General features: G+C 62.6%; 21 protein-coding genes and 3 pseudogenes. 7 read left to right on the forward strand and 17 right to left on the reverse strand.

What is annotated here, in order from left to right:
* Window positions 1–3 precede the first annotated feature (3 nt).
* From istA to CKO35_RS15005, 7 genes are all read right to left on the reverse strand, one after another.
* Complete coding sequence (gene istA, locus CKO35_RS14975; protein WP_200176922.1) at window positions 4–1,539, reverse strand: IS21 family transposase; 1,536 nt, start codon at window positions 1,537–1,539, stop codon at window positions 4–6.
* 187 nt (window positions 1,540–1,726) lie between these two features.
* A complete protein-coding gene (locus CKO35_RS14980; protein WP_200176923.1) occupies window positions 1,727–3,109 on the reverse strand; it encodes a TonB-dependent receptor plug domain-containing protein in 1,383 nt (460 codons plus the stop codon).
* A gap of 327 nt (window positions 3,110–3,436) precedes the next feature.
* Window positions 3,437–4,444, reverse strand: coding sequence for a FecR domain-containing protein (locus CKO35_RS14985; RefSeq protein ID WP_200176924.1), 1,008 nt, complete (start codon window positions 4,442–4,444; stop codon window positions 3,437–3,439).
* Window positions 4,445–4,963 (reverse strand): sigma-70 family RNA polymerase sigma factor, encoded by a 519-nt coding sequence (locus CKO35_RS14990; protein WP_200176925.1) that lies wholly within the window; start codon window positions 4,961–4,963, stop codon window positions 4,445–4,447.
* 199 nt (window positions 4,964–5,162) lie between these two features.
* Entirely contained in the window at window positions 5,163–5,576 is a 414-nt protein-coding gene (locus CKO35_RS14995) for a GGDEF domain-containing protein (protein ID WP_338031813.1), read from the reverse strand.
* Window positions 5,577–5,972: 396 nt separating this feature from the next.
* Window positions 5,973–7,301, reverse strand: a complete 1,329-nt coding sequence (locus CKO35_RS15000; RefSeq protein ID WP_200176927.1) for a hemolysin family protein — start codon at window positions 7,299–7,301, stop codon at window positions 5,973–5,975.
* A gap of 360 nt (window positions 7,302–7,661) precedes the next feature.
* The gene (locus CKO35_RS15005) at window positions 7,662–9,251 is read right to left on the reverse strand and encodes a serine hydrolase domain-containing protein (protein WP_200176928.1); all 1,590 of its coding nucleotides are present in this window, start codon (window positions 9,249–9,251) and stop codon (window positions 7,662–7,664) included.
* Between the two features lie 759 nt (window positions 9,252–10,010).
* Between CKO35_RS15005 and CKO35_RS15010 the strand changes: the two genes are divergently transcribed.
* The 4 genes from CKO35_RS15010 to CKO35_RS15025 all read left to right on the forward strand — a co-directional run bounded on the left by CKO35_RS15010 (window position 10,011) and on the right by CKO35_RS15025 (window position 13,731).
* Entirely contained in the window at window positions 10,011–11,504 is a 1,494-nt protein-coding gene (locus CKO35_RS15010; RefSeq protein ID WP_200176929.1) for a SulP family inorganic anion transporter, read from the forward strand.
* Between the two features lie 19 nt (window positions 11,505–11,523).
* Window positions 11,524–12,375 (forward strand): universal stress protein, encoded by an 852-nt coding sequence (locus tag CKO35_RS15015; RefSeq protein WP_200176930.1) that lies wholly within the window; start codon window positions 11,524–11,526, stop codon window positions 12,373–12,375.
* Window positions 12,376–12,662: 287 nt separating this feature from the next.
* On the forward strand, window positions 12,663–13,046 hold the full coding sequence (locus CKO35_RS15020) for an MbcA/ParS/Xre antitoxin family protein (RefSeq protein WP_200176931.1): 384 nt from the start codon (window positions 12,663–12,665) through the stop codon (window positions 13,044–13,046).
* Window positions 13,030–13,731 (forward strand): RES family NAD+ phosphorylase, encoded by a 702-nt coding sequence (locus CKO35_RS15025; protein ID WP_200176932.1) that lies wholly within the window; start codon window positions 13,030–13,032, stop codon window positions 13,729–13,731. The genes CKO35_RS15020 and CKO35_RS15025 overlap by 17 nt, the downstream gene beginning before the upstream one ends.
* Before the next feature lie 75 nt (window positions 13,732–13,806).
* Here CKO35_RS15025 and CKO35_RS18075 read toward each other — a convergent pair.
* The 3 genes and pseudogenes from CKO35_RS18075 to CKO35_RS15035 all read right to left on the reverse strand — a co-directional run.
* Window positions 13,807–13,935 (reverse strand): annotated as a pseudogene (locus CKO35_RS18075) (nucleotidyltransferase family protein); the annotation flags it as partial.
* A 107-nt stretch (window positions 13,936–14,042) separates the two neighbouring features.
* Window positions 14,043–14,255 carry a hypothetical protein gene (locus tag CKO35_RS15030; RefSeq protein ID WP_200176933.1) on the reverse strand — a complete coding sequence of 71 codons (213 nt, stop codon included), beginning with the start codon at window positions 14,253–14,255 and terminating at the stop codon, window positions 14,043–14,045.
* Between the two features lie 7 nt (window positions 14,256–14,262).
* Window positions 14,263–15,195 (reverse strand): class I SAM-dependent methyltransferase, encoded by a 933-nt coding sequence (locus CKO35_RS15035; RefSeq protein WP_200176934.1) that lies wholly within the window; start codon window positions 15,193–15,195, stop codon window positions 14,263–14,265.
* 158 nt (window positions 15,196–15,353) lie between these two features.
* On the opposite strand from CKO35_RS15035, the gene CKO35_RS15040 reads away from it, so the two are divergent.
* Together CKO35_RS15040 and CKO35_RS15045 are read left to right on the forward strand one after the other, a co-directional pair.
* Window positions 15,354–16,550 (forward strand): Fic family protein, encoded by a 1,197-nt coding sequence (locus tag CKO35_RS15040; RefSeq protein ID WP_242467231.1) that lies wholly within the window; start codon window positions 15,354–15,356, stop codon window positions 16,548–16,550.
* A 6-nt stretch (window positions 16,551–16,556) separates the two neighbouring features.
* Window positions 16,557–16,751 (forward strand): nucleotidyltransferase family protein, encoded by a 195-nt coding sequence (locus tag CKO35_RS15045; RefSeq protein WP_200176935.1) that lies wholly within the window; start codon window positions 16,557–16,559, stop codon window positions 16,749–16,751.
* Window positions 16,752–16,912: 161 nt separating this feature from the next.
* On the opposite strand, the gene CKO35_RS15050 is transcribed toward CKO35_RS15045, so the two are convergent.
* Together CKO35_RS15050 and CKO35_RS15055 are read right to left on the reverse strand one after the other, a co-directional pair.
* On the reverse strand, window positions 16,913–17,452 hold the full coding sequence (locus tag CKO35_RS15050; protein ID WP_200176936.1) for a GNAT family N-acetyltransferase: 540 nt from the start codon (window positions 17,450–17,452) through the stop codon (window positions 16,913–16,915).
* A gap of 40 nt (window positions 17,453–17,492) precedes the next feature.
* Entirely contained in the window at window positions 17,493–17,630 is a 138-nt protein-coding gene (locus CKO35_RS15055) for a hypothetical protein (RefSeq protein WP_200176937.1), read from the reverse strand.
* A gap of 157 nt (window positions 17,631–17,787) precedes the next feature.
* Between CKO35_RS15055 and CKO35_RS15060 the strand changes: the two genes are divergently transcribed.
* Window positions 17,788–18,081 carry a tyrosine-type recombinase/integrase gene (locus CKO35_RS15060; RefSeq protein ID WP_200176938.1) on the forward strand — a complete coding sequence of 98 codons (294 nt, stop codon included), beginning with the start codon at window positions 17,788–17,790 and terminating at the stop codon, window positions 18,079–18,081.
* 181 nt (window positions 18,082–18,262) lie between these two features.
* Here the strand turns inward: CKO35_RS15060 and CKO35_RS15065 are convergent, their stop codons facing one another.
* The 5 genes and pseudogenes from CKO35_RS15065 to CKO35_RS15080 form a co-directional block, all read right to left on the reverse strand.
* On the reverse strand, window positions 18,263–19,186 hold the full coding sequence (locus CKO35_RS15065; protein WP_200176939.1) for a nucleotidyl transferase AbiEii/AbiGii toxin family protein: 924 nt from the start codon (window positions 19,184–19,186) through the stop codon (window positions 18,263–18,265).
* A complete protein-coding gene (locus tag CKO35_RS15070; protein ID WP_200176940.1) occupies window positions 19,176–19,994 on the reverse strand; it encodes a type IV toxin-antitoxin system AbiEi family antitoxin domain-containing protein in 819 nt (272 codons plus the stop codon). The genes CKO35_RS15065 and CKO35_RS15070 overlap by 11 nt, the downstream gene beginning before the upstream one ends.
* 505 nt (window positions 19,995–20,499) lie before the next feature.
* Window positions 20,500–20,784: pseudogene (gene tnpA, locus CKO35_RS15075) on the reverse strand (IS200/IS605 family transposase); the annotation flags it as partial.
* A 60-nt stretch (window positions 20,785–20,844) separates the two neighbouring features.
* Window positions 20,845–20,955: pseudogene (locus CKO35_RS18080) on the reverse strand (DNA polymerase subunit beta); the annotation flags it as partial.
* A 55-nt stretch (window positions 20,956–21,010) separates the two neighbouring features.
* Entirely contained in the window at window positions 21,011–24,811 is a 3,801-nt protein-coding gene (locus tag CKO35_RS15080) for a DUF3427 domain-containing protein (protein ID WP_200176942.1), read from the reverse strand.
* Window positions 24,812–24,978: the final 167 nt, after the last annotated feature.

Genomic DNA, 24,978 nt, shown 5'->3' on the forward strand with positions numbered 1-24,978 from the left:
GGGTTATTGGTAGTAGTTGGGGCCGCGCAGGTGGTCGTGCGTGGTCGGCAGTGTCAGATTTGGGGATTCAGGGATGGGCTGTCGGTCGAGGCCCCGGTCAAGGATGGAGGCGAGGTGCTTGTAGTAGCAGGCATTCATCTTCAGGGCGCGTTGGCAAGCGGCCTCCAGGCGATCGCTGCCGTACTGCTCGCCCAGGCGCAGGATGCCCAGGCAAGACCGGAAGCCCTGCTGAGGATGGGCGCGACGGTTGAGAATGTGACGGATGAGCCCGGCGGTATTCGGTCCGCTCTTTTCCGCCCAGCGCACCAGGCGCTCAGGAGTCCAGTCGGCATACTCGCGATGGGATTTGGGCATGTGTTCGCGGACCGTGGTATGCCGCCCCTTGAGGTCAGAGCGCATATGGCTGGCAACACGCTGCCCCTTGTGGAACAACTCCACCGTGCGTTCGGTCAGGCGGGCATCGAGCTGCTTTTTCACCAGCGCGTGGGGCACCGAGTAGTAATGCCCATCCACCTCGACGTGATAGTCGATGTGGACGCGCACCTTCTTCCAGGTGGCATAGACGTAGGGCTCTGCCGGAAGGGCCCGCAGTGCCGGCTGGTCGATCTGCATGAAGGCGCTGCGCCGCGAACCGGGGAGCTTCTTGAAGGGCTTGTCGTTGAGGCGTTCCAGCAGTCCGGCGATGGCGGCATTCAACTCGCCGAGACTGAAGAAGGTGCGATGCCGCAGCACCGCAAGGATCCAGCGTTCCACCAGCAAGACACCGCTCTCCGCCTTGGCCTTGTCGCGTGGTTTGCGCACGCGGGCCGGCAGCACCGCCACGCCATAATGCTCGGCCAACTCCACATACGTCGGGTTGAGGTCGGGTTCATAGCGACAGGCCCGCCGCACCCCGCTCCGCAGGTTATCCGGCACGACCAATTCCGGAACCCCGCGAAAAAAGGCAAACGCCCGGGTATGAGAGCCGATCCAGTCCGACAGGCTCTGCGTCCAGGTCGCCTCGGCGTAGGTGTAGCTGGACGCGCCCAGCACGGCGACGAAGATCTGCGCCTGGCGGACTTCGCCGGTGGACCGGTCGATGACCTCGGCGGTCTGGCCGGCATAGTCGACAAACAGCTTCTCACCGGCCCGGTGGTTCTGGCGCATCACCAGATCGAGCTTGCCGGCCCACTCGCCATAGCGCTCGCAGAACCAGCTGTAGGCGAAGCCCTCCGGGTGAGCGGCACGGTACTCCTCCCACAGTAGCGTCAGGGTCACGCCAGAACGACGGAGTTCCTCATGCACCCTCTGCCAGTTCGGGATCGGCCGGGACTGCGAGGACACCTTGGGCGGCGGCGGAAAGAGCCGTCGCTCCAACTCGGTGTCGCTCAGACCATCCGGCAGGGGCCAGCTCAGCCCTGCAGCGGCCAAACGGCGCTCGTAGTCACCCACACTACTGCGGGCCACCTTCACGCTGGCGGCAATCTTGAGGGCAGACAGCCCGACCTCGTACCGCAGGCGCAGCACTTCTCGAATCTTGCGCATGGACAAACGCTCCATCTGGACCCCTTTCGCTCCGGAAAAGGGGCCGATCCTAACGATGGATGCCCTGCGCCACTTCCTGCCCGGAAGGTGGCCGAATGGCCGTGGAATCAGTGGCCGAATGCGCGTGGAATGGGTGGCCGAATCAGCGTGGAATCACCGGCCGAATGAGCCTGGAATCGGTGGCCGAATGGGCGTGGAATACTCAGCTGACGTGCGAAATCCCGACGAGGCCATTGATGCCGCCGGACGAGTCGCCGAATCGCCACAGCAGCTCGGCGGATGTGCTTCTTTCGCGTAGCACGTCAAAGACCACCCCGGACGAATTCAGCGCCGAATTGCTCGACGCATCCTCCGATGCGGTGCCGATCAGCAGTTCAAGCGAACCCGGTGCGCCCAATACATAGGTGAGTTTGGTGCCGGCAAAACTCGATCGCGTATCCAAAACCCGGTAATCATCACCCGGGTTGATTCGATCCCGAAAATCGGGGCCAGCGACATAGTTGCGATAAAGCGGCGTCCGGCCATCGGCATGGGAGAACTGGAACTCGGCACTCAGGTCGGGGGTGCCGCCGGGGAAGTACGACAGCTTGGCGTTCACCTTCTGATTGGTGATGCGCCTGGCCCTGTCCGGGTCGCCTGGCGCGGTGAAGCCGCCAGCCACGAAGCCCTCGATCGAGTCTCCGTCCCGGGCCTCTTCCAGGGTGATGCGTGCAGCCAGTTGCTCCTCGATCAGCGGGCCGGTTGCCATAACGCCGAGGTTATGGCCGGTTCCTGTAGCGTCATTCCTGAACAGGTCGGAAGCTATGCCGAACTCCGGTGAAAACGATGGGTCGGGCGTCCGGACGACAATTGCACCAGAGAACGCGTTTCTTCCCCGCAGCGTCGACTGCGGACCACGCATCACCTCCACCTGCTGCACGTCGAACAAGGACGTCTGACTGGTGTTGCTCCATTGAGGAGGGCGCACGAAGTCGTCAACCACCACCTGCAACCGGGAAGGGACACCGGTCAGGTGCAGTTCCCCGAGCGAGTTACCCTTGCCATTCACCTGTACGCCCCTGATGGACGGAAGGCTGTCCCCTGCGGTTCGGGTGACGTTGACCGCGCCTTGCAGCAGGCCGTACAGCCCCTTCTGCGAATGGCGGTCGACATCTTCCGTGCCAACCACATGTACACTCGACGTGGTCTGTAAAAATGATCGCTCAAGTCGTTCCCCCGTGACGGTAACCATGGGCAGCACAATCGGCCCGGAGACTGGGGCCACCGCCTCGACGGCACGCACGCCATAGCTCCCGTCCTGCTGCTGAAACGCCTCCAGTCCGGTACCCGCCGTCAGTGCAGTCAGACCGGCCTGTATCGAATAGTACCCCTTGAGCCCGGAGCTGGTATTTCCATCAACCATCGCGCTTGGCGCGGAGAGAAAAATGCCCGCCTGCTCCGAAAATCGGTTCAAGGCGGCGGCCAGCGGACCGGCGGGAATATCGTAGTGTTGAGCCTGGGCGGAGGTCTGCGTGCTGCTTACCTGAGCGCGAGCTTCGGGCATCCAGGCAAGCAGCGCGACGCTGCCGATGATGGCGAGGTGCACGGCACACGCCTGCGGGCGCAGCGTGAAAACCGTGTGCCGCCCGGTCTGTTGCGTCGAGTGCGCCCGGTACGGCTTCTGGCCAGGTGGGTTGGTGCTGCAGCTTGACATAGGACGACTTCCCCAGGAGTTGGACTGAACATTCAGGAAGCGTGCTGTCAAGGAAATCGCGCTGGCTACCTGTACGCACAGGGAGAGCGATGATGACTCACAGCTGCGGAGGCTGCCGCCTTGTCGTCTTGGGTGGCTGGTGATGCTTGATCAGCTTGCTTCTCATCAGGTAGATCGGATGAGTCGCAAAAAGGGGAACCGATGGCCGGAAAAATTTCGCTACCTTGCCTCGACCGTCACCCACCACGGCAGGGTTCGCCGGATGCGAATCGGCAGCGCGTTTTCCAGCATGGCAAGCGCGCGGTCGGTGTCGTTGGCGGGGTAAACGCCCATGACGCTGATCTCGGCGACTTCCGGCGCCACGCCGATGCGGCCACGCTGGTAGCGCGCGAGCTCCTCGACCAAAGCCTGCAAGGGGATGTTGTCCGCGATCAACACTCCTCGGTGCCATGCCTCGCGCGCGCGTTCGGCCGGCCCGATGATGGTGATGTCGGTGGCGGTGAATGTTGCAGCCAGTCCGGCGATGACGCGCTGCACGTCGCCTGCCGTGTTGCGGATTTCGACGGCGCCCTCGAATACGTCCAGACGTGTTCGCAGATCGTCGTAAAGGACGGAAAAGCGGGTGCCAAGCGCCTGCATGCGGCCGTGACGGCTGTCCACATAAAGGGGGGGCAGATCGGCATCAGCGGCCGTCTGGGCAAGGATCTCGCCGGCAAGCAGTTTGAGCACACGGGCATCTGGCAGGAAATCGACACGCAGGGCGCTGCCGGTGTTGAGCCAGACCCGGCTGCCGTCGGTCAGGGTGAGTTCGCGCTGTTCGCCAGTGGCGGTACGGTAGTCGGCCCCCCAGGCCATGAGTACTTCAGGCAGCGAGGTGTGGCGCCAGCCCATCCAGCCAACCACGCCGAGTCCGAGGATGCCCGCCAGTCCGGTGAGTACCTGGCGCCGTCCCATGGGTCGGCGTCGCGCAGCCTTGAAGCCGGCCAATGCGGCCTCTTGCCCGCCGGCGCGCAAGGGGCCAAAGCGTTGGCTGACCGCCTCGATGCACGCCCAGGCGCGAGCGTGTGCGTCCGATTCGGAGATCCAGGATTGCCAGGCCTGCTGGTCGGCCGCACTGACATTGTCGCTACGCAGGGTGGCATACCAGTTCGCGGCCGCCTCCAGCGCCTTGCGATCCACGTCCGCAACGCCTTCCTCGGCCGACGACATGGCGGCATCGGTTCCCATCTAGCCCTGAAGCTCAGCTTCGACCAAGGCGCATTTCAACATCGCCTGAGCGATGTACTTCTTGACCATCCGATCGGAAACACCCAACTGTGCGGCGATCTCCCGATAGGACAGTCCATCGACCTGGGCCATGATGAATGCGGATGCTGCCTTCTGCGGCAAACGGCCAAGCACATCACCGATCTCGAGCAAAGTTTCGATGACGACGGCGCGTTGCTCCGGCGAGGGCTCGACCGCTTCCGGTCGGCACGCCAGCGTCTCCAGCCAGGCCCGTTCCACCTCGCGGCGACGCCAGTGGTCGATACACAGGCCATTGGCCACGACGCGCAGATAGGCCCGCGCCTGTGGCGGGCTGTCGAACTGCTGTGGCGAACGCAGCAGGCGCAGGAAAGTGTCCTGGGCCAGATCCGCCGCTTCGGCCACGTTGCCCAGGCGCCTGCGCAGCCAGCCCTGCAGCCAACTGTGGTGTTCGGTATACAGGATAGCAATAGGGTCGGTTTGGCGGGCTGCAGTGCTCACAGGGTTCTCCGGAAGGCGGGAGCGCTGGCTGGCCCGGGATGGGTTGGCTGGCTTTCGTTACACGTTATTACTGAGAATTGTTCGCATTGTTGAAGATTCGAGAGATGTCGTCAAATGGAATGCGGCCCGGTCGGGCGGCATGGAGTGGCCACGCTGCGTCGCAGGGTGGAGCGCATGTAGAGGGCGAGGTTCTGCTGGTCTATGGCCGAGCGATCAGCCCGAGGCGGTCGCGGCCCTCTGCCTTGGCCTTGTACAGCGCGAGATCGGCATGGTGCAGCAAGGCTTCCAGGCTGGTGTCGTCCGGTTCCAGCATGGCGACGCCGATCGATACGGTAAAGCGCAGCTTGTACCCATCATGCTCGGTAACCGTCTCGCGCATTGCAGTCAGCAGGCGTTCGCCCAGGCCCATGGCACCTTCGGCGCCTGTATCGGGGAGGATCACGCCGAACTCCTCGCCGCCAAGGCGGGCGAACAGGTCGGTGGCCCTCAACACCGTGGCTGAAGTCGCAACGAGGGTACGCAGCACGGCGTCGCCGGTGGCATGACCGTAGCGGTCATTGACCAACTTGAAATGATCGGCTTCGATGACCATCAGCGCCAATTGCGTCGACAATTTCCATCAACGCCGATGGCGCGTCAGGACAGTCCGCCCGGGTCGGCAGGCAAGTCAACGCCGCTCCGTCACGGAGGTACAGGCCGATTGTGATGCCGTCCGAGGGGCGAGATCGTCGATCAAGGCGTGGAGAAACTCGGTACTCGGTGCGCAGGCCTGCGATTCTGACGAAAGCCGGAAAGCCTTATGCGTGAATGGTTCCATTGGCTCAGCCCGGTGGCAGGCGCCAACCCGATCGGCTAGCCGGGAGCGTGGGCGACGCGTTTTTCGCCCCCTTGGCGGATACCGAGATCGATGCTTGGGAAGACCTGTGCCATTTCAGCTCAGCGCCTGAATGGCCTGAGCAAAGCGGCCTGATCCAAGGCAAACCGCCTCTGTGCCAACGCGATTCTTGCCCTACAGAGCGGACTGCGGAGGTGGTTCGGGCGGCATTAGCCGGGTGGCAAGAACCTGTTTAATACGGAAGTGTTCCACCGCGACGACTTCGAAACGGTAACCGGCATGCTCGACGGCGTCGGCGCGGCGAGGAATCTTGCGCAGTCTCCACATCAGAAACCCGGCCAACGTTTCGAAATTCTCGTCTTCTTCGAAGCGTTCGATCTGAAGCACCGAGCAGACCTCATCCACCGGGGTGAGGCCATTGATGAGCCAGGAGTCACCGTCGCGACGGACGATCATGCGTTCTTCCACAGCCCAATTGCTCGCGGCCATGACGGTATCCATCACGTCGCGTAACGTGATCAGTCCCACGACCATCGAGTACTCGTTGATGATCAGAGCGAAATCCTGACCGGCGCCCTGAAACGCTTCCAGCGCTTCGAGCAGGGTCAGCGTATCGGGAAAAACCAACAGGTCCCGCCGGATCGTCTCGGGTGTGAGGGCCATGGGTTCGCCCGCCAGCAGACGGGAGAGCAGATCGTGTGTCTCGACATACCCCACGGGGCGATCGAGCGACTTTTCGCACACCGGAAAGCGGCGCCGCGGATGCTTGCGCATCAGCTCCGACAGCCGCTCCGGCAAGGCTTGCTGATCCAGCCAAACAATGTCATCGCGACTCGTCATTGACGAGGTGACCAATCGCTGATCCAACGCAAACACCTTTGAAATCAATGTCTGCTCTTCAATGAGCACCTCACCGGACTGCGCCGCGGCCTCGGTCATCGCGATGATTTCGTCCGCGGTGACAGCTTCCTTTTGCGTGAGCTGGATCCCCAGGCGTCGAATGATGGCCGTAGCGAGACCGTCGATCGCCCATGCGACCGGACGCAACACCCAGATCAGTATGCGCATCGGCCGGGCAGTGTACGCCGCAACACCCTCGGGAACCGACAATGCAATGCGCTTGGGGATCAAGTCAGAGAACAGAACAAAGGTCAGCGTGACCAGCAAGAAGGCTGCAATTGAGGCCACAAGACTGGTCTGGATTTCAAAGCTGCCAGACAGACGCCACGGCTCGGCACCGCCCATCAGCGACTGAAACCAGGGCGCCAGGACCGCCTCTGCAAGCATCCCTCCGAGCACGCCGAGAACATTCACACCAACAAGGATGACCGTGAAGAAGCGGCCCGGCTGCTCCCGTAGCTGCAACGCAAGACGCGCGTGCCAATCGCCTTGGCGTACGCGCATCTCCAGGCGCGTACGCCGAGCCGCCGCAAACGCGATCTCCGAAAACGACAAGAACGCCCCTGCCACCACCAATAGCACCAACCAGAACATGCCGTGCATCGCGAATCTCTCCGGAAATAGGGACCCTTGAGCAAGGGCGCGAGGAAGGTACCCGGCACATGCTCCCAGTCTGATCACCAAGAAGTATGGCGTGATTCCCACCTGGGCACAGACCCGACTCGACCAGGCCGATACCGAGTCACTAAAAACCTGGGCAACTGCCATCACCCATCAACACGGCAATCACAGCCTCTGAAGCGGCAGTCGGCGCCCGAAAAAAGGAATGTGAACGACTCGTCCTGCCCGGCGCAAACGTAGTTACTTTCGGTCGTGCCAAGAAGGACTTCCCCACCAACACTCTGGCCGGCTACGGGATTGAGGCCATCCACCCCGATACTTTCCTGGAGCCGCCGGAGGCTATTAGCGCACCCCTACCCCTCCCGAAGCGGTCGCGGCCGGCTCCAGCACAAGCCGGTAGTGCAGCGCATAGACAAAATAGGGGAAGTCGCGGCTCGGGTCGTCGAAGTTCGGCCCGACACCGGCCTTGACCATGCCCACCAGGCGCCCGTCCCGATGTTCCACTTCGAGCAGGACGCCGTGTCGGCGCCGCTCGGTATCGGCGATCGGCACATGGCTCAGACTCTCGCCGATCAGCCAACCGTCCTGGTAGGTGGGCTTGTCGAGCAGGCTCCACAACTGGTCGTCGATGCGCAACCGTACCTCGCCGGAGTCCAGCACCTTCAGCTGCACGGGGATCTGCCGCTCGTGGGTGAACAGCGTCCCGGCCCAGTCGCCGTGCCACTCGGTCGGCGGCACGGTCGTGACGGGAGTTTCCTGCTTCGCGGGCGGCTCAGGCGCCCTCGCCGCTTCGGTCGTCGTGCCCACCGCGTCCTGCGGCCACCCCGGCAGCATCGCGCGGACGATGGCGTCGCGGATGGGGTTGTTGTCGGTGCGCCAGCGGTTGGCCAGCACCACTACCACCAGCCCTTGCTCGGGTAGGATCGTCATGAGGGTGTTGGCACCGGTGGTCGAGCCGCCGTGGCCGTAGCCGACAGGGCCGCCGGGCCAGGTCTTCATCGGGTACAGGCCGATGCCGTAGTGGTCGCCATCGGGCGTGCTGGGACGACGCATTTCACGCAGCGAAGCCGGGTCGAGGATCGCCATCTGCCCTGCGGCCGGCTTCCCGGAGAGGAACATACCGAAGCGGACCAGGTCGTGGGCGCTGGACAGCAGGCCGCCAGCGGCAGGCAGGCCGTGGTTCATCACCGGCACACGCTCGCCGGCCAGGCCGTAGAGCTGGGCCGCCTGCACACCGGGCGCCGCAGCCGGGCCGACCGAGGTCGCGTGCAGGTCCAGCGGCAGGAACACATGCTCGCGCATGTAATCGGCATAGGACTGGCCGGAGGTCGCCGCAATCGCCTGAGACAGCACACCGTAGCCGAAGTTGCTGTAGACGTAGCGCTTGCCAGGCGGTTCGACGATATGGCCATAGCGGGCGATGGTGGCCTCGAGCGAGGGCACCCTTTTGGCTTCTTCCTCGCCGTAGAAGAACTCGTCGCCCCAGCCGAAGCCGGCAGTGTGGTTGGCCACTCGCCGGACCGTGGCCTCGACCGGGTCGCCGACCCAGGATGCCAGGCGCACGGGACCGAGGTAGTCGTTGACCGGCATGTCCAGGTCGATCCTGCCTTGCTGCACCAGGGTCATCAGGCCCACGGCAGTGAAGGTCTTGCTGATCGACGCCAGCAGGTAGGCGGTGTTGGCCGTGGCCGGGATCTTCTGCTCGCGGTCGGCCCAGCCGAAGCCCTCCTCCCAGACGATCTTGCCTTCCTTGGCCACGGCCACGGCATAGGAAGGGATACCCTTCTGCTCAATTCGCTCCTGGATCAGTGCCCGCACCGGGTCGAAGCGGTCGGCGGCCATCGTCGCCGGGGCGAACGCGGCCAACAGGAGGGAAAGCCCGAGCTTCAGACGTACAGCAGTACGGTGGCTCGTGGAACGGGAGTGAGGCATATGGCAAGTCTCGTTCGTGTGCGAAAGACGGATGCGACCACAACCGGCCCGACGTCTGGGCCAAGGGGATGGCGGACACCATTGATGCATGCTGCTGGAGCCCGTGCCACCGGAAACGGGCGACGGCTCGGCTCCCCGAGGGAAACCGGTCGACTATTACCAGCAGGTGCCCCGCGCAGGGTCAGAGTATAATTGCGCAGAGCGGCATAGTTATTCTCGTACTAGATGCCGCCGATCGACGAATAGTAGGCCTTGTCGCCCAGGTTCTCGCCGTAGACGCCCCGCCAGCACCCTGTCCGCGCCATTTCAGATGGGCGGCCAGCCGGTAACAGTGACCACAGCCTGGGCAGACGCGAATCCGTTCGAGCAACGAATCACTCCAGGTATCGTCGGCACGCCGCATCATCTGGAAACCATGCGATGAACTCGGCCCAGTCCCACGAAAGAACACAGTGGTCGGGACCCACATCAGGCCCCATTCAGCCTAGTGCAAGGCTTGACAAGCTGGCCAAGGCCCTGCCCACAGTGTATACTCCGCCCCCTTTTTCATTGGCCTCCCCACGGCACTCCCTGAGGACCGTCGCTGGAACACTGGATCCCGGCCACGCCCGGGCAACGCCCCCTCGCAGAAACACCCTGACAAGACCGTTTCAGCCGCGTACTGCGCGGCTCCGATCATCACGGACGGGGCCGCGTGACGTCGTTTGGCAATGATCCGGGCCTGGCCGACAACGAATTCGCAATGACAGGACATCATCCATGAACCTCACCCGCATCAAGCAGGAATGGTTTTCCAATATACGCGGTGACATGCTCTCTGGCCTGGTGGTTGCCCTGGCCCTGATCCCGGAAGCCATTGCCTTTTCCATCATCGCGGGTGTGGACCCCAAGGTGGGTCTGTACGCCTCGTTCTGCATCGCGGTGGTCATCGCCTTCACCGGCGGCCGACCCGGCATGATCTCGGCGGCCACCGCGGCCATGGCCCTGCTCATGATCACCCTGGTGAAGGAACATGGGCTGGAATACCTGCTGGCAGCCACCCTTCTTACCGGCGTGTTGCAGATCATCGCAGGCTATCTGCAGGTGGGGCGCTACATGCGCTTCATCTCCAACTCGGTGATGACAGGGTTCGTCAACGCACTGGCCATCATGATCTTCCTGGCGCAACTCCCCGAACTCACCGGCGTTACCTGGCATGTTTACGCCATGACAGCCCTGGGGCTGGCCATCATCTATCTGTTCCCCTACCTGACCCGCTCCATCCCCTCGCCCCTGGTGACCATCGTGGTACTCACCCTGCTGGCCTGGCTGCTGAATCTGGACATCCGCACGGTCAGCGACATGGGCGAACTGCCCGACACCCTGCCCGTCTTCCTCTGGCCGGACATCCCGCTGAACCTGGAAACCCTGTGGATCATCCTGCCCTACGCCCTGGCACTGACCGTGGTGGGCCTGCTGGAATCAATGATGACCCAGAACATCGTCGATGACCTCACCGACACCCGCACCGACAAGAACCGCGAGTGCAAGGGTCAGGGCATCTCGAATATCGTTGCCGGCAGTTTCGGCGGCATGGCGGGCTGCGCGATGATCGGGCAATCGGTCATCAACATCAAATCCGGTGGCCGGGGGCGGTTATCCACCTTCATGGCGGGCATCTATCTGCTCATCATGGTGGTCTTTCTCAGTCCGATCCTGGGCATCATCCCCATGGCCGCGCTGGTGGCGGTGATGATCATGGTGTCCATCGGCACCTTCAGCTGGACCTCCATCAAGAACATGAAGCGCCACCCGCTGAGCACCAACATCGTCATGATCACCACCGTGGCGGTCACCGTGTTCACCCACAACCTGGCCCTGGGCGTGCTGTCGGGCGTGTTGCTGGCAGCCCTGTTCTTCGCCAACAAGGTCAGCCAGTTCATGTTCGTGGGCGCCGACACCGACACCCGCCCGGATGACCACACCCTGCACCGCACCTATCGCGTGTATGGGCAGGTCTTCTTCGCCTCCACGGAGAAGTTCATGCAAGCGTTCAATTTCCGGGAGGATCTGGATAAGGTGACCATTGATCTGTCCCGGGCACACTTTTGGGACATCAGTTCCGTGGCCGCCCTTGACCGCGTGGTCATCAACTTCCGCCGTGAAGGTGTCCAGGTGGAGATCATTGGCATGAATGAGGCCACCGCCACCATCGTCGACCGTCATGCCGCACACGACAAGGCCGATGCCGCTGACCGGCTCATGGGCCACTAACCTGCTGGAGGATGCCCCTATGAACAAGGTCATTGCCTGTATCGATGGCTCGCGCTCGTCGTTGTCCGTGTGTGATTACGCCGCTTGGGCGAGCCGGCGCATGAACTCGCCACTCACCCTGCTGCATGTAATCCACAACCCTCATGCGGACGTCCAGCGGGACCTGAGCGGCAACCTCAGCCTGGGGAGTCGGGAGGCCCTGCTGGAGCAGATGGTGGAGGCCGAGGAGCAACGCGGCAAGCTGCTGCGGGAACAGGGGCGCGCCATCCTGTCCGATGCGCTGGAACGGGTTCGCGCCAATGGCGTCGCCGACCCTGGCAGCCTGCTGCGCAATGATGGCGTCACCGCAGCCCTGGACGACATCCAGGAGGAGGCTCGTCTGGTCGTGGTGGGCAAGCAGGGCAAGGATGGCGACATGCTCAAACAGCATGTGGGGAGCCACCTGGAGAGCATCATCCGCACCCTGAAGCGCGGCGTGCTGGTGGCCCCTCTGGAATACCGGGAGCCGGAGCGTTTCCTGATCGCCTACGATGGCAGCGCCACGGCGCATACCGTGGTGGAAAAAGTCTCTGAGAGCCCCCTGCTCAAGGGACTGGAGGCCCATATTCTGATGGTGGGCGACGACAATCAGGAAAACCGCTCACGCCTGGACAACGCCCGCGGCATGCTGGCTCAAAATGGCTTCGATGTACGCGCACAGATCCGCACCGGTGATGTGACGGAAGCAGTCTGCGCCTACCGCCAGGAACACGACATCCATCTGCTGGCCATGGGGGCCTACGGCCACTCCCGGCTGCGGCGCTGGTTTGTGGGGAGCACCACCACCAACATGATCATGCGGTCGCCGATTCCGTTGATCATCCTGCGGTAGTGGAGAGACCAGGGGCTGCATGATCTCCGTGCCCGAACCCATGCCGGTGACCAGCGGTGTCAACATGCCCTGCGAAGTCGAGCCGATTCGCGGGCAGGCACCAGATCACATGGTACGCCGCTTGATAGACGCAATTACGTTTCGTGACAACATCGACCATGGGTCATGGTTTACACCACATGGTGCGCTTCGCGAACCAGAAAGACAGATGGATCATTTGAGCGCTACAATTAAAAGAACGATCAATTGTTCCATGACGAAACAGGCCATTGCCCAGGAGGCGCCCCATGCAGACGATGACGATGGAGCAACGCCATACACTGGCTGCCGCCGGTTTGCGGGCTTATCCAAACATTGCACGGGCATGGGGGCTCAAGGAGCAGGAGGCAGCGCGACTGCTGGGGGTCTCCGGCCCAACCTATCGACGCTGGAAGCGTGACCCGGAAAGGGTACAGGCGGATGTGAACCTGCTTGAGCGTCTCTCCCTGATTCTCGGCATCTACAAGGCGCTCCATATCCTGCTGCCAAGGCCCGAATCTGCGCATGGCTGGGTGAGACGGCCGAACACCAACCCCCGCTTTGGCGGACACCCCCCCCTTGAACGCATGCTTGGGGGGCATGTAGCAGACCTGGTGGCTGTGCGGGAGCATCTGGATGCCGCCAGAGGCTGATCTTCTCGCCCAGTTTTCAGAGGTGGAGGTGCATTGGCCCAAGAGCTACCGGATCGTACCCTCCCGTTTCCCACCCATAGACCTCTTCGAGGGTATTGCCGGACAAACCGGCGATCTGGCGGCCCTCAAGGAACTTGAGGGGCTGACCTCGAATCGCCTGCGCGAGGCGGCCGGCGAGATCCATCTGGTGCCCGAACAGGATCGCCGATTCGGGCCCGGCTATACGCCGATCATGGCCGCCTTAACCTACCCGGCCGAGAGCCGTTTTTCCGATGGGGCCTACGGCGTGTATTACTGCGCCCTAGACGAGCGCACCGCGGTGGCCGAAACCCGTCATCACCGCGAGCGTTTCCTCCGTGAATCGTCGGAACCCTCGATCAACCTGGAAATGCGGGTTTATCTGGCAGAGTTGCGGGCGCCACTGCTTGACCTATGCTCTCTCACCGGCACTCCCTACCTTGACCCCCACGATTGGCGGCCTTCGCAGCATCTGGGACTTCAGGCCCGACAGGCAGGTCGTTACGGATTCATCTATCCCAGCGTACGGGATACCGAGGGCGGTCTGTGCGCGGGTGTCCTGAGGCCACCCGCCCTTGGGCCAACCCGGCAAGGCAGGCACCTGCAATATCGATGGGATGGCGAAAAGATCACCGACATCATTGAACTGAGGGCAACGGGATATTGACCTCGGGCCAATGATTCAGCCCTGGAGAAGGTCAGCGGCTCCTAGAGGTAGAAGCGCCATTTGCGTTGCCTGGTATCAGACATTGACTCGCTCCTGTTCAATGTAAGGGCGAAGCTCCGGCCGCAGGGCCTTTTCTGTGACCAGGTCGACCGGGCAGCCGAGCATGTCCTCCAGGTAGAACCGCGCACTGAAATAATTTTTGGAGGGCGAGCGTCACCGGGAGGGAGGGAAGGATGTCAAGACAACCGCCCCACGCTCTTCACCCATCCAGTTGCTGTGCGGATCGACATGCGCCGGGGTGCTGGATCACCTCAAAATCCACACTCATTGGTCCACTGCCCTGGTGTTTGAGATACCGCACCGGCCCGTAATAGGTGAATGGCGCGGCCTTCCCCTGCTCCGTTGAAAAGGCCGGGTATCTCCTCTCGGGCAAACCGCTCCCCCACCACCATCCACAACGGATCCAGCACGCCCTTGAGGCGTGCAAAGGTGCGGAACTGCTCCTGCAGCTCCGGCGTGACCACGATGCCCTCATAATCCGGATGGCTGGCCCGGAGCCGGTACTGCCTCCAGGGCCTGCGCCTGGATGTGCGTGGGCGTAGGCGGCGGCTCCAACTCAGTGCTGCCCGGCTCCCATGAACGCTCCGGCGGGATGCGGCGGGCTTCGTAGGCATCGATCCACTCGTCCGACAGCGGCACGGTGGCCGGATCACTGAACAACGTCTGAAAGCGCGCCCGGGTTTCCAGAAAGCCCTTGTCACCCGGATAGTTGATCCGGTAGTTCCATTCCAGCCCCTGCTGCAAGGCCTGGGGATCGGTGATGTCCAGGTAATCGCTGGTGAGGATGCGGATACGCGCGGGACGGCGGCCGGCCGCCTCGCGGTCCAGCGCCGCCTGAAGATCAGGCAGCAGCAGGCGCAGGCCAGTGTGCTTGATGAAGGCCACTGCCATATCGATGGCATCGGCCCGGTGAATGCTGCTGCACAGATGGGGCAGGAAGGGGTTGTCGTCACCGCCGGTAATGAGTTGGCGGGTGCCCTTGTGCAGCAGACAGTTCAGCCACTGTTCCTCCCGATCCGGACGTCGATCCTCGGTGAGCCAGCATTCCAGCCCGGCCAGTCCGGGGAGTTCCCGCGTCCAGACGCGGACCTGGTCTTCATTGGCATCGGTGAAGTGTCGGCCGTTGCGATCACGTTCACCCGCGCCCCGCTTGAAGCTGCAGTAGAGGACGCCACCGGGCTTCAGGGCCTGCCACAGTGCCTGGAAGTTGCTGGGCATCTCGGCGGCGGGCACATGCAGCAGGCTGGCGCAGGCCCAGATGCCGTCATACCGTTCGATCTCGTTCACCTCATCGAACCGCTGCACGGGCACCGGCTGGCCGAGCAGTCGTGAGGCATGATCCGCCAGCGCCTGGCTGGCATCAAAGGCACTGACCAGGATCTGGCAGCGGTGTCTGTTGTTCATGACGCAGTCCCTGACTGCACAGAAGTGGATTTCGGAGTTCTTGACTCCAGTGAGGACACTTATAAGACCGTTCTGGGGTATATTGTTTCGCAAATATTTGTTAATTAAGTGTAATGAGCAATCCTCCTACGGACATAGAAGCGGACATTTCAGCGGCCATGGATCGCGGCGAAGGCACCGGGTTGATGGAGCCTCTGCTCATCGGCGAAAGCTCCCGCCACAGAGGTGCCCTCACCGATCTGACTGTCGAGCTCGCGGCCAAGGCCGCGGGTTTCCGTCGCAGCCTGCCCGAAGGCGTGCGCACAGCCTTGGCCGACCTCGTCAGGGCCATGAACTGCTATTACAGCAACCTCATCGAAGGTCACGATACGCACCCGGTCGATATCGAGCGGGCGCTCAGCAATGATTACAGCACCGACGCTCGCAAGCGCGATCTCCAGCTCGAAGCCAAGGCGCACATCACAGTGCAGCGCTGGATTGATTCTGGCGGCCTCGCCGGTCGCTCCGTAACCGTGGAAGGGATCTGTGAGGTTCACCGGCGCTTCTGCGAACTGCTGCCGGAAGACCTTCTTTGGGTGAAAGATCCGGATACCGGCGAGCGTTTGCGGGTGGTCCCTGGCGAACTCAGGCGCCGGGCCGTGAGGGTCGGCCTGCACGTTGCCGTCAGTCCCGGCGCCATCCCCCGGTTTCTCGGCCATTTCGAGCGCACCTACAGCCGGCTCGGCAGGACGGACGCAATCCTGGCCGTCGCCGCCGCTCATCACAGGCTCTTGTGGATCCACCCATTCCTCGATGGCAACGGCCGCGTCGCGCGCCTGATATCGCACGCCATGCTGCTGGAGACACTGGACACCGGCGGCACCTGGTCTGTCGCACGGGGTCTGGCACGCAACGTCTCCACCTACAAAGGACATCTTGCACACTGCGACCTGCCACGTCGCAACGACCTCGACGGCCGCGGTACCTTGAGCGAGGAAGAGCTGGTGAACTTCACCCACTTCTTCCTTGATGTGTGCATCGATCAGGTGGACTTCATGGAAGAGCTGGTCCAACCAGACCGTCTGCGCACGCGCATTCTCATGTGGGCGGAAGAAGAAACGCGGTTCGGCAACCTGCCGCCCAAGGCGGGCAACATCCTCGAAGCGATCCTCTACCGCGGTGAGCTCCCGCGCGGCGAAGTTGCTGATCTGCTCGGCACCACCGCACGTCACGCGCGCCGCATCGTCGCCGCGCTGGTGGACCACCGCGTGCTCACATCGGATGGCCCGCGTGCCTCATGGCGCCTTGCCTTCCCTGCGGCACTGGCTCCGCGCTGGATGCCGGGGTTGTTTCCGGAAAGGGCGCGCAGGCAATGATTCCGGATGCGCGGCCAAGACACGGATGGCAGCGACCTGGATATCCTGATTGATCCGATGCCTGATACGACGCTGCTCGACATCGGCGCAATCCGCCACGAACTCGGCAAGCTACTCGGTGTTCCTGTAGACGTTTTGACCCCCAACGCCTTGCCCGAGAACTTCCGGGCCAAGGTGCTCGCGGAGGCACACCCCGTATGACCCGCGACCAGCGTGGTCGCCGCCCTCTTCCGCCTGGAGAACAACTGTGACGAGCAGGAGATGCTCATTGTCCTGGGCAAGCAGGTCGACTGGCTCAAGGCACCCGAGCAGATGGGCCTGCGCCGGGCCTTCGTGGTCTGGATAAGGCGCGTGTTGCTCCCCTACCAGAAGACAGGATCATTGAGCGCCGGGATACAGCGCGGTGCCCCCTTGAAAGGCACCATCTCCCCACCCGTCAGGGATTGTCCCAGCCAGCCTTCGGGCTGCTTCAATTCAAAGGGTGCCGGGGCCAGCGACTCGGTGATGGGCTTGAAGCCGACACGCGAATAGTAGTTCGGATCACCATAGGTCAGGACCACGTCAACCCCTGCGTTCCTCAGCGCTTCCAGACCATGGGCCAGGAGTTTCTGGCCGATGCCTTGCCCCTGCCACTCGCTCACAACGGCCACCGGCGCAAGGATGAACACGGACCGGTCGTCCTGATCGTAGGTCAGCCGGGAAAAGATCGCCCCGCCAACAATGGCTCGATCCATCTCGGCGAGGAAGACATGGAGATCCGGCTCGGCGGTACCGGCCATCTGATGGCGGACCAGATTGCCGATCAATGCGCCCTCCTCCGCGCCCTCGGCAGAGGCAAAGGTCGCATGGAACAGATCAATGATGTCCTGCTCCCGCCCTTTGAACGTTTGCGAAAATTTCATGGGTGGCTCTCCTTCAGGTCTCATCCCATCATCACGGCAATCACAGCTCCCGAAGCGGCAGTCGGCGCCCGAAAAGATGCAGCGCCTTTGCGTGGCCGTGGCCGTCACGGACAAAATAGCCGGTGACGCCCGGCAGTGGCCCGTCCACAAACACGTACCGGTCCACATGGCCGCTCACGAGTCAGGCATCCTCTTTCCGAGCCAGGCACACAAGGGGGGCACGAACCTGGTTGTATACTCGGACCGGTTCACGGATGACAACTCCGTCACCGTGAACGACCCGGACGGACAGCTACCCCGCGACCAGTCCAGTTGGGCGCGCTGATGAGACCGCTTTGCAATGGACCGCGGCCCCTTCTCGACTACCCCGGCGGCAGGACTCGCCCCATCTCTCAACACGGCAGTACGCGCGTATCGTCAAAGGATGGGTGGGCTTGATCGGTGGCAATCCACAGGAGTACGGCACCCACTCACTGCGCCGGACCAAGACCACGCTGATCTACCGGCGAACCAAGAACCTGCGCGCGGTGCAACTCCTGCTTGGTCATCGCAAGCTGGAAAGTACCGTCCGCTACCTTGGCATCGAGGTCGATGACGCCCTGGAGATGGCCGAACGTACCGAGTGCTGATATGCCTGGGCCGGTCAGCGCTCCCCCCTCCAAGGACGCTGACCCAATTCGGTCATCGACGCGAGCCAGTCCAGTGACTCTTGTGCAACGAACAGCGGACTTTCGCTAAGGCGGTTCTGGCAGTGGCCAAGACATCAAACCCGACTTCCCCTGCTCGCTAACAAGCTCACGGCCCGATGGGCTACGAGTTGCGGAAAAGATTTTCGAGTTCCATGCGCTGCGCGGCATGTTTGGCTGCGTTCTCGTGCGCAAGCTTTTTCAGGTTGAAGAGTTTCCAGCGGACGGCTGGAAGGGTTTGTGCCTGCGGCAATCCGATCGCTTCGAAATCAGGTTCGCCGTCATGCAGGCTGAGCAGGAATTGCGCGGTGTTGTCACACAGGCGACCGCGGATATCGGCGATGAGCCGAAATCTGGTCGCTTCGAGCTCGTCGACGGAGATCGGGATGGTCGTCATGCCGACGAATTCCCTGGCATAAGGTTCGTTCAGATCGCCCAATCGGGGCGCGAGCAGTTCATGCGTCGGGCGCGGGGAACTGGCCACATAAACCAGGAAGGTGCGGAACAGTGCGTCGGTCAGCCCTTCGTGTTCGTAGAGCAGCTTGATATCGAACAGGTCGCGCGGGTGCTGGCGATCGACCGCCGCATGGAGTTTGCCACCGAACAAATCCTCAAATGACACAACCTGGACGGCGGCATAGCCGAATTCATCTTCGACCGTTGAGGATACGGCGCGGCGTTCAGGATCGTGCACGACACCACGCGCGACCGGTGAGATTTCAATTTTGACTTCGGCGCCGTCGAGCCGGGCTCGGATACGGGTGGCGCCGCCACTGCCACCCTCGATGCGCTGCGCGCGGAGACGAGGAATGCCGGCGTTGGCCGCGTCCATGATCCTGTCGAGCGTCTCGTTGATCTCCCTCAGACTTTCCGCTCGGTCCTTGACCGGCAGGTAGGTCAGGTCGATATCTACCGACAGGCGCGGCATGTCGCGGTAGAACAGATTGATGGCAGTGCCGCCCTTGAGCGCGAACACGGGTTCCGCCTCGATGAAGGGCAGCAGGCGCACCAGAAGCGCGACCTGTGCACTATAGGCGTCACGGGCCATCGGCATCTCCCGTTGGGATATCAACGAATTCGGGCGGGACCACGATGCGGTAGCGCGGATGGATTTTGCCGCCCGTTATCAGGGCGCGGTCACCCCTGCCGAGGTTGAAGTCGTCGGGGTTAACACGCTCGCGCCAGACATGTTTGTGGCGGTCGGCGAAGACGAAGAATAGGCGTCTGAGCTTGATCTTGCAGCAGCTCTGCAGCAGCGCCGTCAGCTGGCGAGGCCGCATCGTCGCCAGCCCCTCGAAAACCATGTCAAGGTGATGGAAACTCTCATGCGCGGGCAGTTCGTCAAGTGCTTCGAGGATCGCGCGCTCGGGCGAGGATATTCGGAGCGTCCAGCCCCAGGGCAGCGTCGGGGCATTGCCATGTTTGTATTCCGTCAGACCGAGCGACGGGTCATCGAACAGGGACAGGGGGCGGCCGATGAGCGGTGCATCGAGGGTGAGGCGCGACAGCCAGCTTGGTGTGTCACTGCCGTAGACCCACACGGGCGGATGCGCACCCAGCGGAAGATAGTGGCGGTAACCCTGGAGGTCAAGGGCGGACATGCCACCGACATGGACTTGATAACCCATGATTTTCTGGAGAGACAGGATGCAACTCTTCCAGTCCGGAGGGGCTGAATGCGGCGTGGGGCGACGGAAGACACCGCGCTCCAGGCGCTCCAGCCAGCCGTGATCCACGTATTTCCGGGTGAGGAACCGGCTGACGCCGTGGTTCTCCAGCCAGCGCGCATCCACCACAAAGCCTGCGGGAACAGCTTTCAAGACACTCTTCAGCTTTCCCTCTTTTTGTGCACTCATGGTACACATTATGTGTAATGCTCGAAGATTAATGCAAGCCTGCTTCGGACTTGCACGATTATGGGCGCTTCCGGTCGCCGGCATGAATTGCAATATCCCAAAAAAGGATGCCCGCGATGGAGGTTTTCGGGCGTCCGCAGGGCAGTAGTGAGGAGTCGTTCGTGAGCAACGGCTCGGCGGCCGCTCAGGGTCGAAATCAGGCATCCATATCGGGAAGTCGAAAACAATGACTCTGAAAGATTCAGCAGCGTGGTGGACAAAGGTGGCAGCCATTAGCGTACTCATCGGATTGGTGATTGAGCGCTTCGTAGCGGGTGGGCTACCAGGCTGGCCGAGTCCAGCTATCCCCCTCGCCCAGTTACTGGTGGTCTCCGGTGGCTGCATCACGCTGGCGCACTACGTCCTACTTCGCCGCAAAGGTGTTACCTGCACTGAGCCGCAGGACCCGGTTCGGCTGGTTCGCAGCGGAGGTCTGTTCCCTTCCACACGCCACCCGATGTATCTTTCACCTGTGTTGGCCTGGCCATGCTTGCACCCAGCGTTGCCGCTGGACTGATACTCCCAGCCGTTTCTTCAGCGCCGGGAACTGCTGGAACAGACGGCTAGCCGTGACGCCCTTGAGCACCTTGACGGCATCGGCCACGGCAATGGCAGGCGGGATGCTAACGAACAGATGGATGTGATCCGGCTGAATCTCCTTGGAAATCACCGGCCACCTCCGTTCCGCGCAAATCGCATCCAGCATCGCCCCTGTTTCCTTCGCCACCGCTCCAATCAGTACGTCGCGTCGATACTTCGCGCACCCGCAATTCCTCCCGCGATTGAAATCGCGGGTTTCCTTGCGGAGATTCTATGAAATATAGGGGCGAAGCTCCGGCCGCAGGGCCTTTTCCGTGACCAGCTCGACCGGGCAGCCGAGCATGTCCTCCAGGTAGAACCGCACACTGAAATAATTTTTGGAGGGCGAGCGTCACCGAGAGGGAGGGAAGGATGTCAAGACAGCCGACCAGTGCTCTTCACCCGTCCAGTTGCTGTGCGGATCGAAATCCGCCTGGGTGCTGGATCACCTCAAAATCCACACTCATCGGCCCACTGCCCTGGTGTTTGAGATACCGCACCGGCCCGTAATAGGTGAATGGCGCGGCCTTCCCCTGCTCCAGCTTGTTTTCCCGGATAAAGAGATGGATACCGATGCCCATCTCCTTATGATGGAGGATCTCCCGGCCCCGCTTGCTCTGGGGCGTTGTCTGATTCTGGGTCTGCCAGTGGAACCGGGTGTCGTCCACCCAATGGTCCAGATAGCGATGATCGGCCGCCTTGCCCTGCTTGTTCAGCGTCACCAGCAGCACATGGACCTTTTGGTCTCCAAGCACCACATGACCAGTGTTCCAACTGCCCGGATTGAACTCCGCGTTGAAAAGGCCGGGTATCTCTTCCCGGGCAAACCGCTCCCCCACCACCATCCACAACGGATCCAGCACGCCCTTGAAGCGGGCAAAGGTACGGAACTGCTCCTGCAGCTCCGGCGTGACCACGATGTCCTCATAATCCGGATTGCTGGCCCGGAGACGGTACTGCCCGCTGGGATCCTTGAGCACCTTGCGCAGCAGGTACTGGTTGTCGCCCGCCCCGTCCTGGCGCTCGATGGCCAGGATGTCGCCGGTGATCCGGCCCGCACTCTCGGCACTGGCCAGTTCCAGCAACAGATAGTCGCCATCCTCCACCGGCTGCTTGCCGCCGTTCATGGAGTTGCCGGAGGCGCGGGCGATGAAGTGCCGGCCGGGATCCAGACGACCATACCCCTCCAGCGGCAGACTGCGGTATTCCTCACAATCGGCGGTACCCGTCTTGAAGTGGCCGCAGGCGATCTTGAGGTTGGGGAAATACGGCAGCGAGACCTGTTCCGGCCTGCGGCTGGACAAGGCCGTGACCGTGGCGCCACCGAGACCCTGCCTGACCTCATAGGTGGCCAACCGGTAATCCACCCCTTCCTGCACCAGGGCTGTCAGGGTGGCAATGTGGTCTGGAGCCACCGTCGTGACGCCGATGAAACGATCTCCCTCAAGGGTGAAAAAAGACCCACCGGCCCAGGCCGCTACCGGATTCTTCCGCCAATAGCCCCGCCAGTCATCCGGTGGTTCGGTGAGGCCCTGATACGATTCCGGCAGGTCGGCCAGCAGCGGGCGTCGACGCTGCAACACCTGCCATGATCGGGCAGCAAGATCCGTCAGGGTGGGCGCCTCCCGCCAGCCATCCAGCTCCTGGAAGGCCTCGATCAGGACCATCTTGAAGCTCTTGGTCATGGCGGTGGTCTCCAGTTCCCGGAACAGATCCGCCTGCTGCTCGATCACCACCCGCTCCTCGGCCTGAAGGTCGGGCTCCAGGGCAGCGATCAGCCCGAACCAGTGACCATACTGGCGACGCACAGCCTGCAGGCTGGCACCGGCGCGGTAGAACTCGGTCAGGGTCGGCCGACGGCCGAGGGTGTCGCGCAGGGTATGGTACTGATCCTGAAGATCACTGCCGCCCAGGGATTTGAGAAAATCGATGAACCGCAGGTCGTAGTTGACGTAACAGCCCTTGGGCAGATCCAGGCTCTCGTTTTCCAGATCGCGGGCAAACCGGGCCAGATCCTGATGGGTCATGGTCCGGTTCATCAGCGCCATGGGCTTGTGCAGAAAGCTCTGGTGATTGGCCACAAAATCCAGCACCACCAGTCTCTCCTTCGCCTCGGCCTTGCGCAGGCCCCGACCCAGTTGCTGCAGGAACAGGATGCGGGACTCGGTGGGGCGCAGCATCATCACGGTGTCGATGGCCGGCAGGTCCACCCCCTCGTTAAACAGGTCCACGCAGAACAGCACCTGCAACTGGCCGTTGGCCAATTGTTCCAGCGCCTCTCCCCGGGACAGCCTGGAATCGGCATAGACCGCCGCCGCCCTGACGCCCTGCCGCGCAAATTGATCGGCCATGTAATCGGCTTGGCGGATGGAGATGCAAAAGGCTAGGGTGCGCCGCTGAGCCCGTTCCCGCCAGGTGCTCAGGGCATGACGGGCGCGGGCCAGGGTCGCCAGCCGGTTGCCCAACAGATCCGGGTCGAACCGGCCGTTGCGCCAGGGGATGCTCTGGTAGTCCACGTCCTCGTCGAAAACGCCGTAGTAGTGGAACGGCACCAGCAGATCCTCGTTCACCCCGGTGAACAGATCACTCTCGAACACCAGATTGTCATCGCACAAGGAAAGGATGCTGGCGTTGTCGGTGCGGTCGGGGGTGGCGGTGAGGCCCAGCAGGAAGGCGGGCGCAAAGTGGTTCAGCAGGCGGTGATAGGTGGGCGCGGCGGCGTGGTGGAATTCATCCACGACGATGCAATCGAAATGCCCCGGCTCAAAGCGCTCCAGGTGATCCACCCGGCCCAAGGTCTGGATGGAGGCACACAGGATATCCACCCGCACGTCCCGCTGGCGGCCGTGATAGAAGCCGATCCGAGTGCTGGGGCGGATGCGGGCAAAGGTGGCGGCGGCCTGGTTGAGGATCTCTTCACGATGGGCCACGAACAGGATCCGGCGGGCGCCCATCTGCTGCGTGTCGAAGGCGGCGAGCCAGGTCTTGCCCAGGCCGGTGGCCATGACCACCAGACCACGCCGGTAGCCGTCCAGGCGTGTCTGCTCCAGTGCCTCCAGGGCCTGCGCCTGGATGTGCGTGGGCGTGGGCGGCGGCTCCGACTCGGTGCTGCCCGGCTCCCATGAACGCTCCGGCGGGATGCGGCGGGCTTCGTAGGCGTCGATCCACTCATCCGACAGCGGCACGGTGGCCGGATCACTGAACAGGGCCTTAAAACGCGCCCGGGTTTCCAGAAAGCCCTTGTCACCCGGATAGTTGATCCGGTAGTTCCATTCCAGCCCCTGCTGCAGGGCCTGGCGGCTGATGTTGCTGGAGCCGATGAAGGCGCAGCCCCAGTGGGCATCGCTATCCTGCGAACCGGCAAACAGATAAGCCTTCAGGTGAAAACTGCCGCCCCGGCTCTGGTAAACCCGCACCTGCGCCCCCTGCTCCTGAAGCAGCATGAGGGCCCTTAGAGCTTGGGGATCGGTGATGTCCAGGTAATCGCTGGTGAGGATGCGGATACGCGCGGGACGGCGGCCGGCCGTCTCACGGTCCAGCGCCGCCTGCAGATCTGGCAGCAACAGGCGCAGGCCGGTGTGCTTGATGAAGGCCACCGCCATGTCGATGGCATCGGCCCGGTGAATGCTGCTGCACAGATGGGGCAGGAAGGGGTTGTCGTCACCACCGGTAATGAGTTGACGGGTGGCCTTGTGCAGTAGACAGTTCAGCCACTGTTCCTCCCGATCCGGACGTCGATCCTCGGTGAGCCAGCATTCCAGCCCGGCCAGTCCGGGGAGTTCCTGAGTCCAGACGCGGACCTGGTCTTCATTGGCATCGGTGAAGTGTCGGCCGTTGCGATCACGTTCACCCGCGCCCCGCTTGAAGCTGCAGTAGAGGACGCCACCGGGCTTCAGGGCCTGCCACAGTGCCTGGAAGTTGCTGGGCATCTCGGCGGCGGGCACATGCAGCAGGCTGGCGCAGGCCCAGATGCCGTCATACCGTTCGATCTCGTTCACCTCATCGAACCGCTGCACGGGCACCGGCTGGCCGAGCAGTCGTGAGGCATGCTCCGCCAGCGCCGCGCTGGCATCAAAGGCACTCACCCGATAGCCCCGCCGCTGGAAGGCCAGAGCATCGCGCCCGGCACCGCAACCGGCATCCAGCACCCGCGCGCCGACCGGCAAGTGGCGCAGAAAGCACTGGTACAGGGGCTCCATGTCCACGTGCAGGGTGTCGGCGATGAACTGGCCGGCGTGCTGGTTGTATTAACCCGGCAATCAAATAGATCCACATTGTGCTATGATTTGATGCATGAAAAAAGATGATGCCAGAACCCTACACCCTGCGGCGCAGGAAGAGAAGCGCAAGACGGCGGTTCGTCTTT

Source organism: Ectothiorhodospira shaposhnikovii (genome assembly GCF_016584105.1).
In the GTDB taxonomy this organism is placed as follows: Bacteria; Pseudomonadota; Gammaproteobacteria; order Ectothiorhodospirales; family Ectothiorhodospiraceae; genus Ectothiorhodospira; species Ectothiorhodospira shaposhnikovii.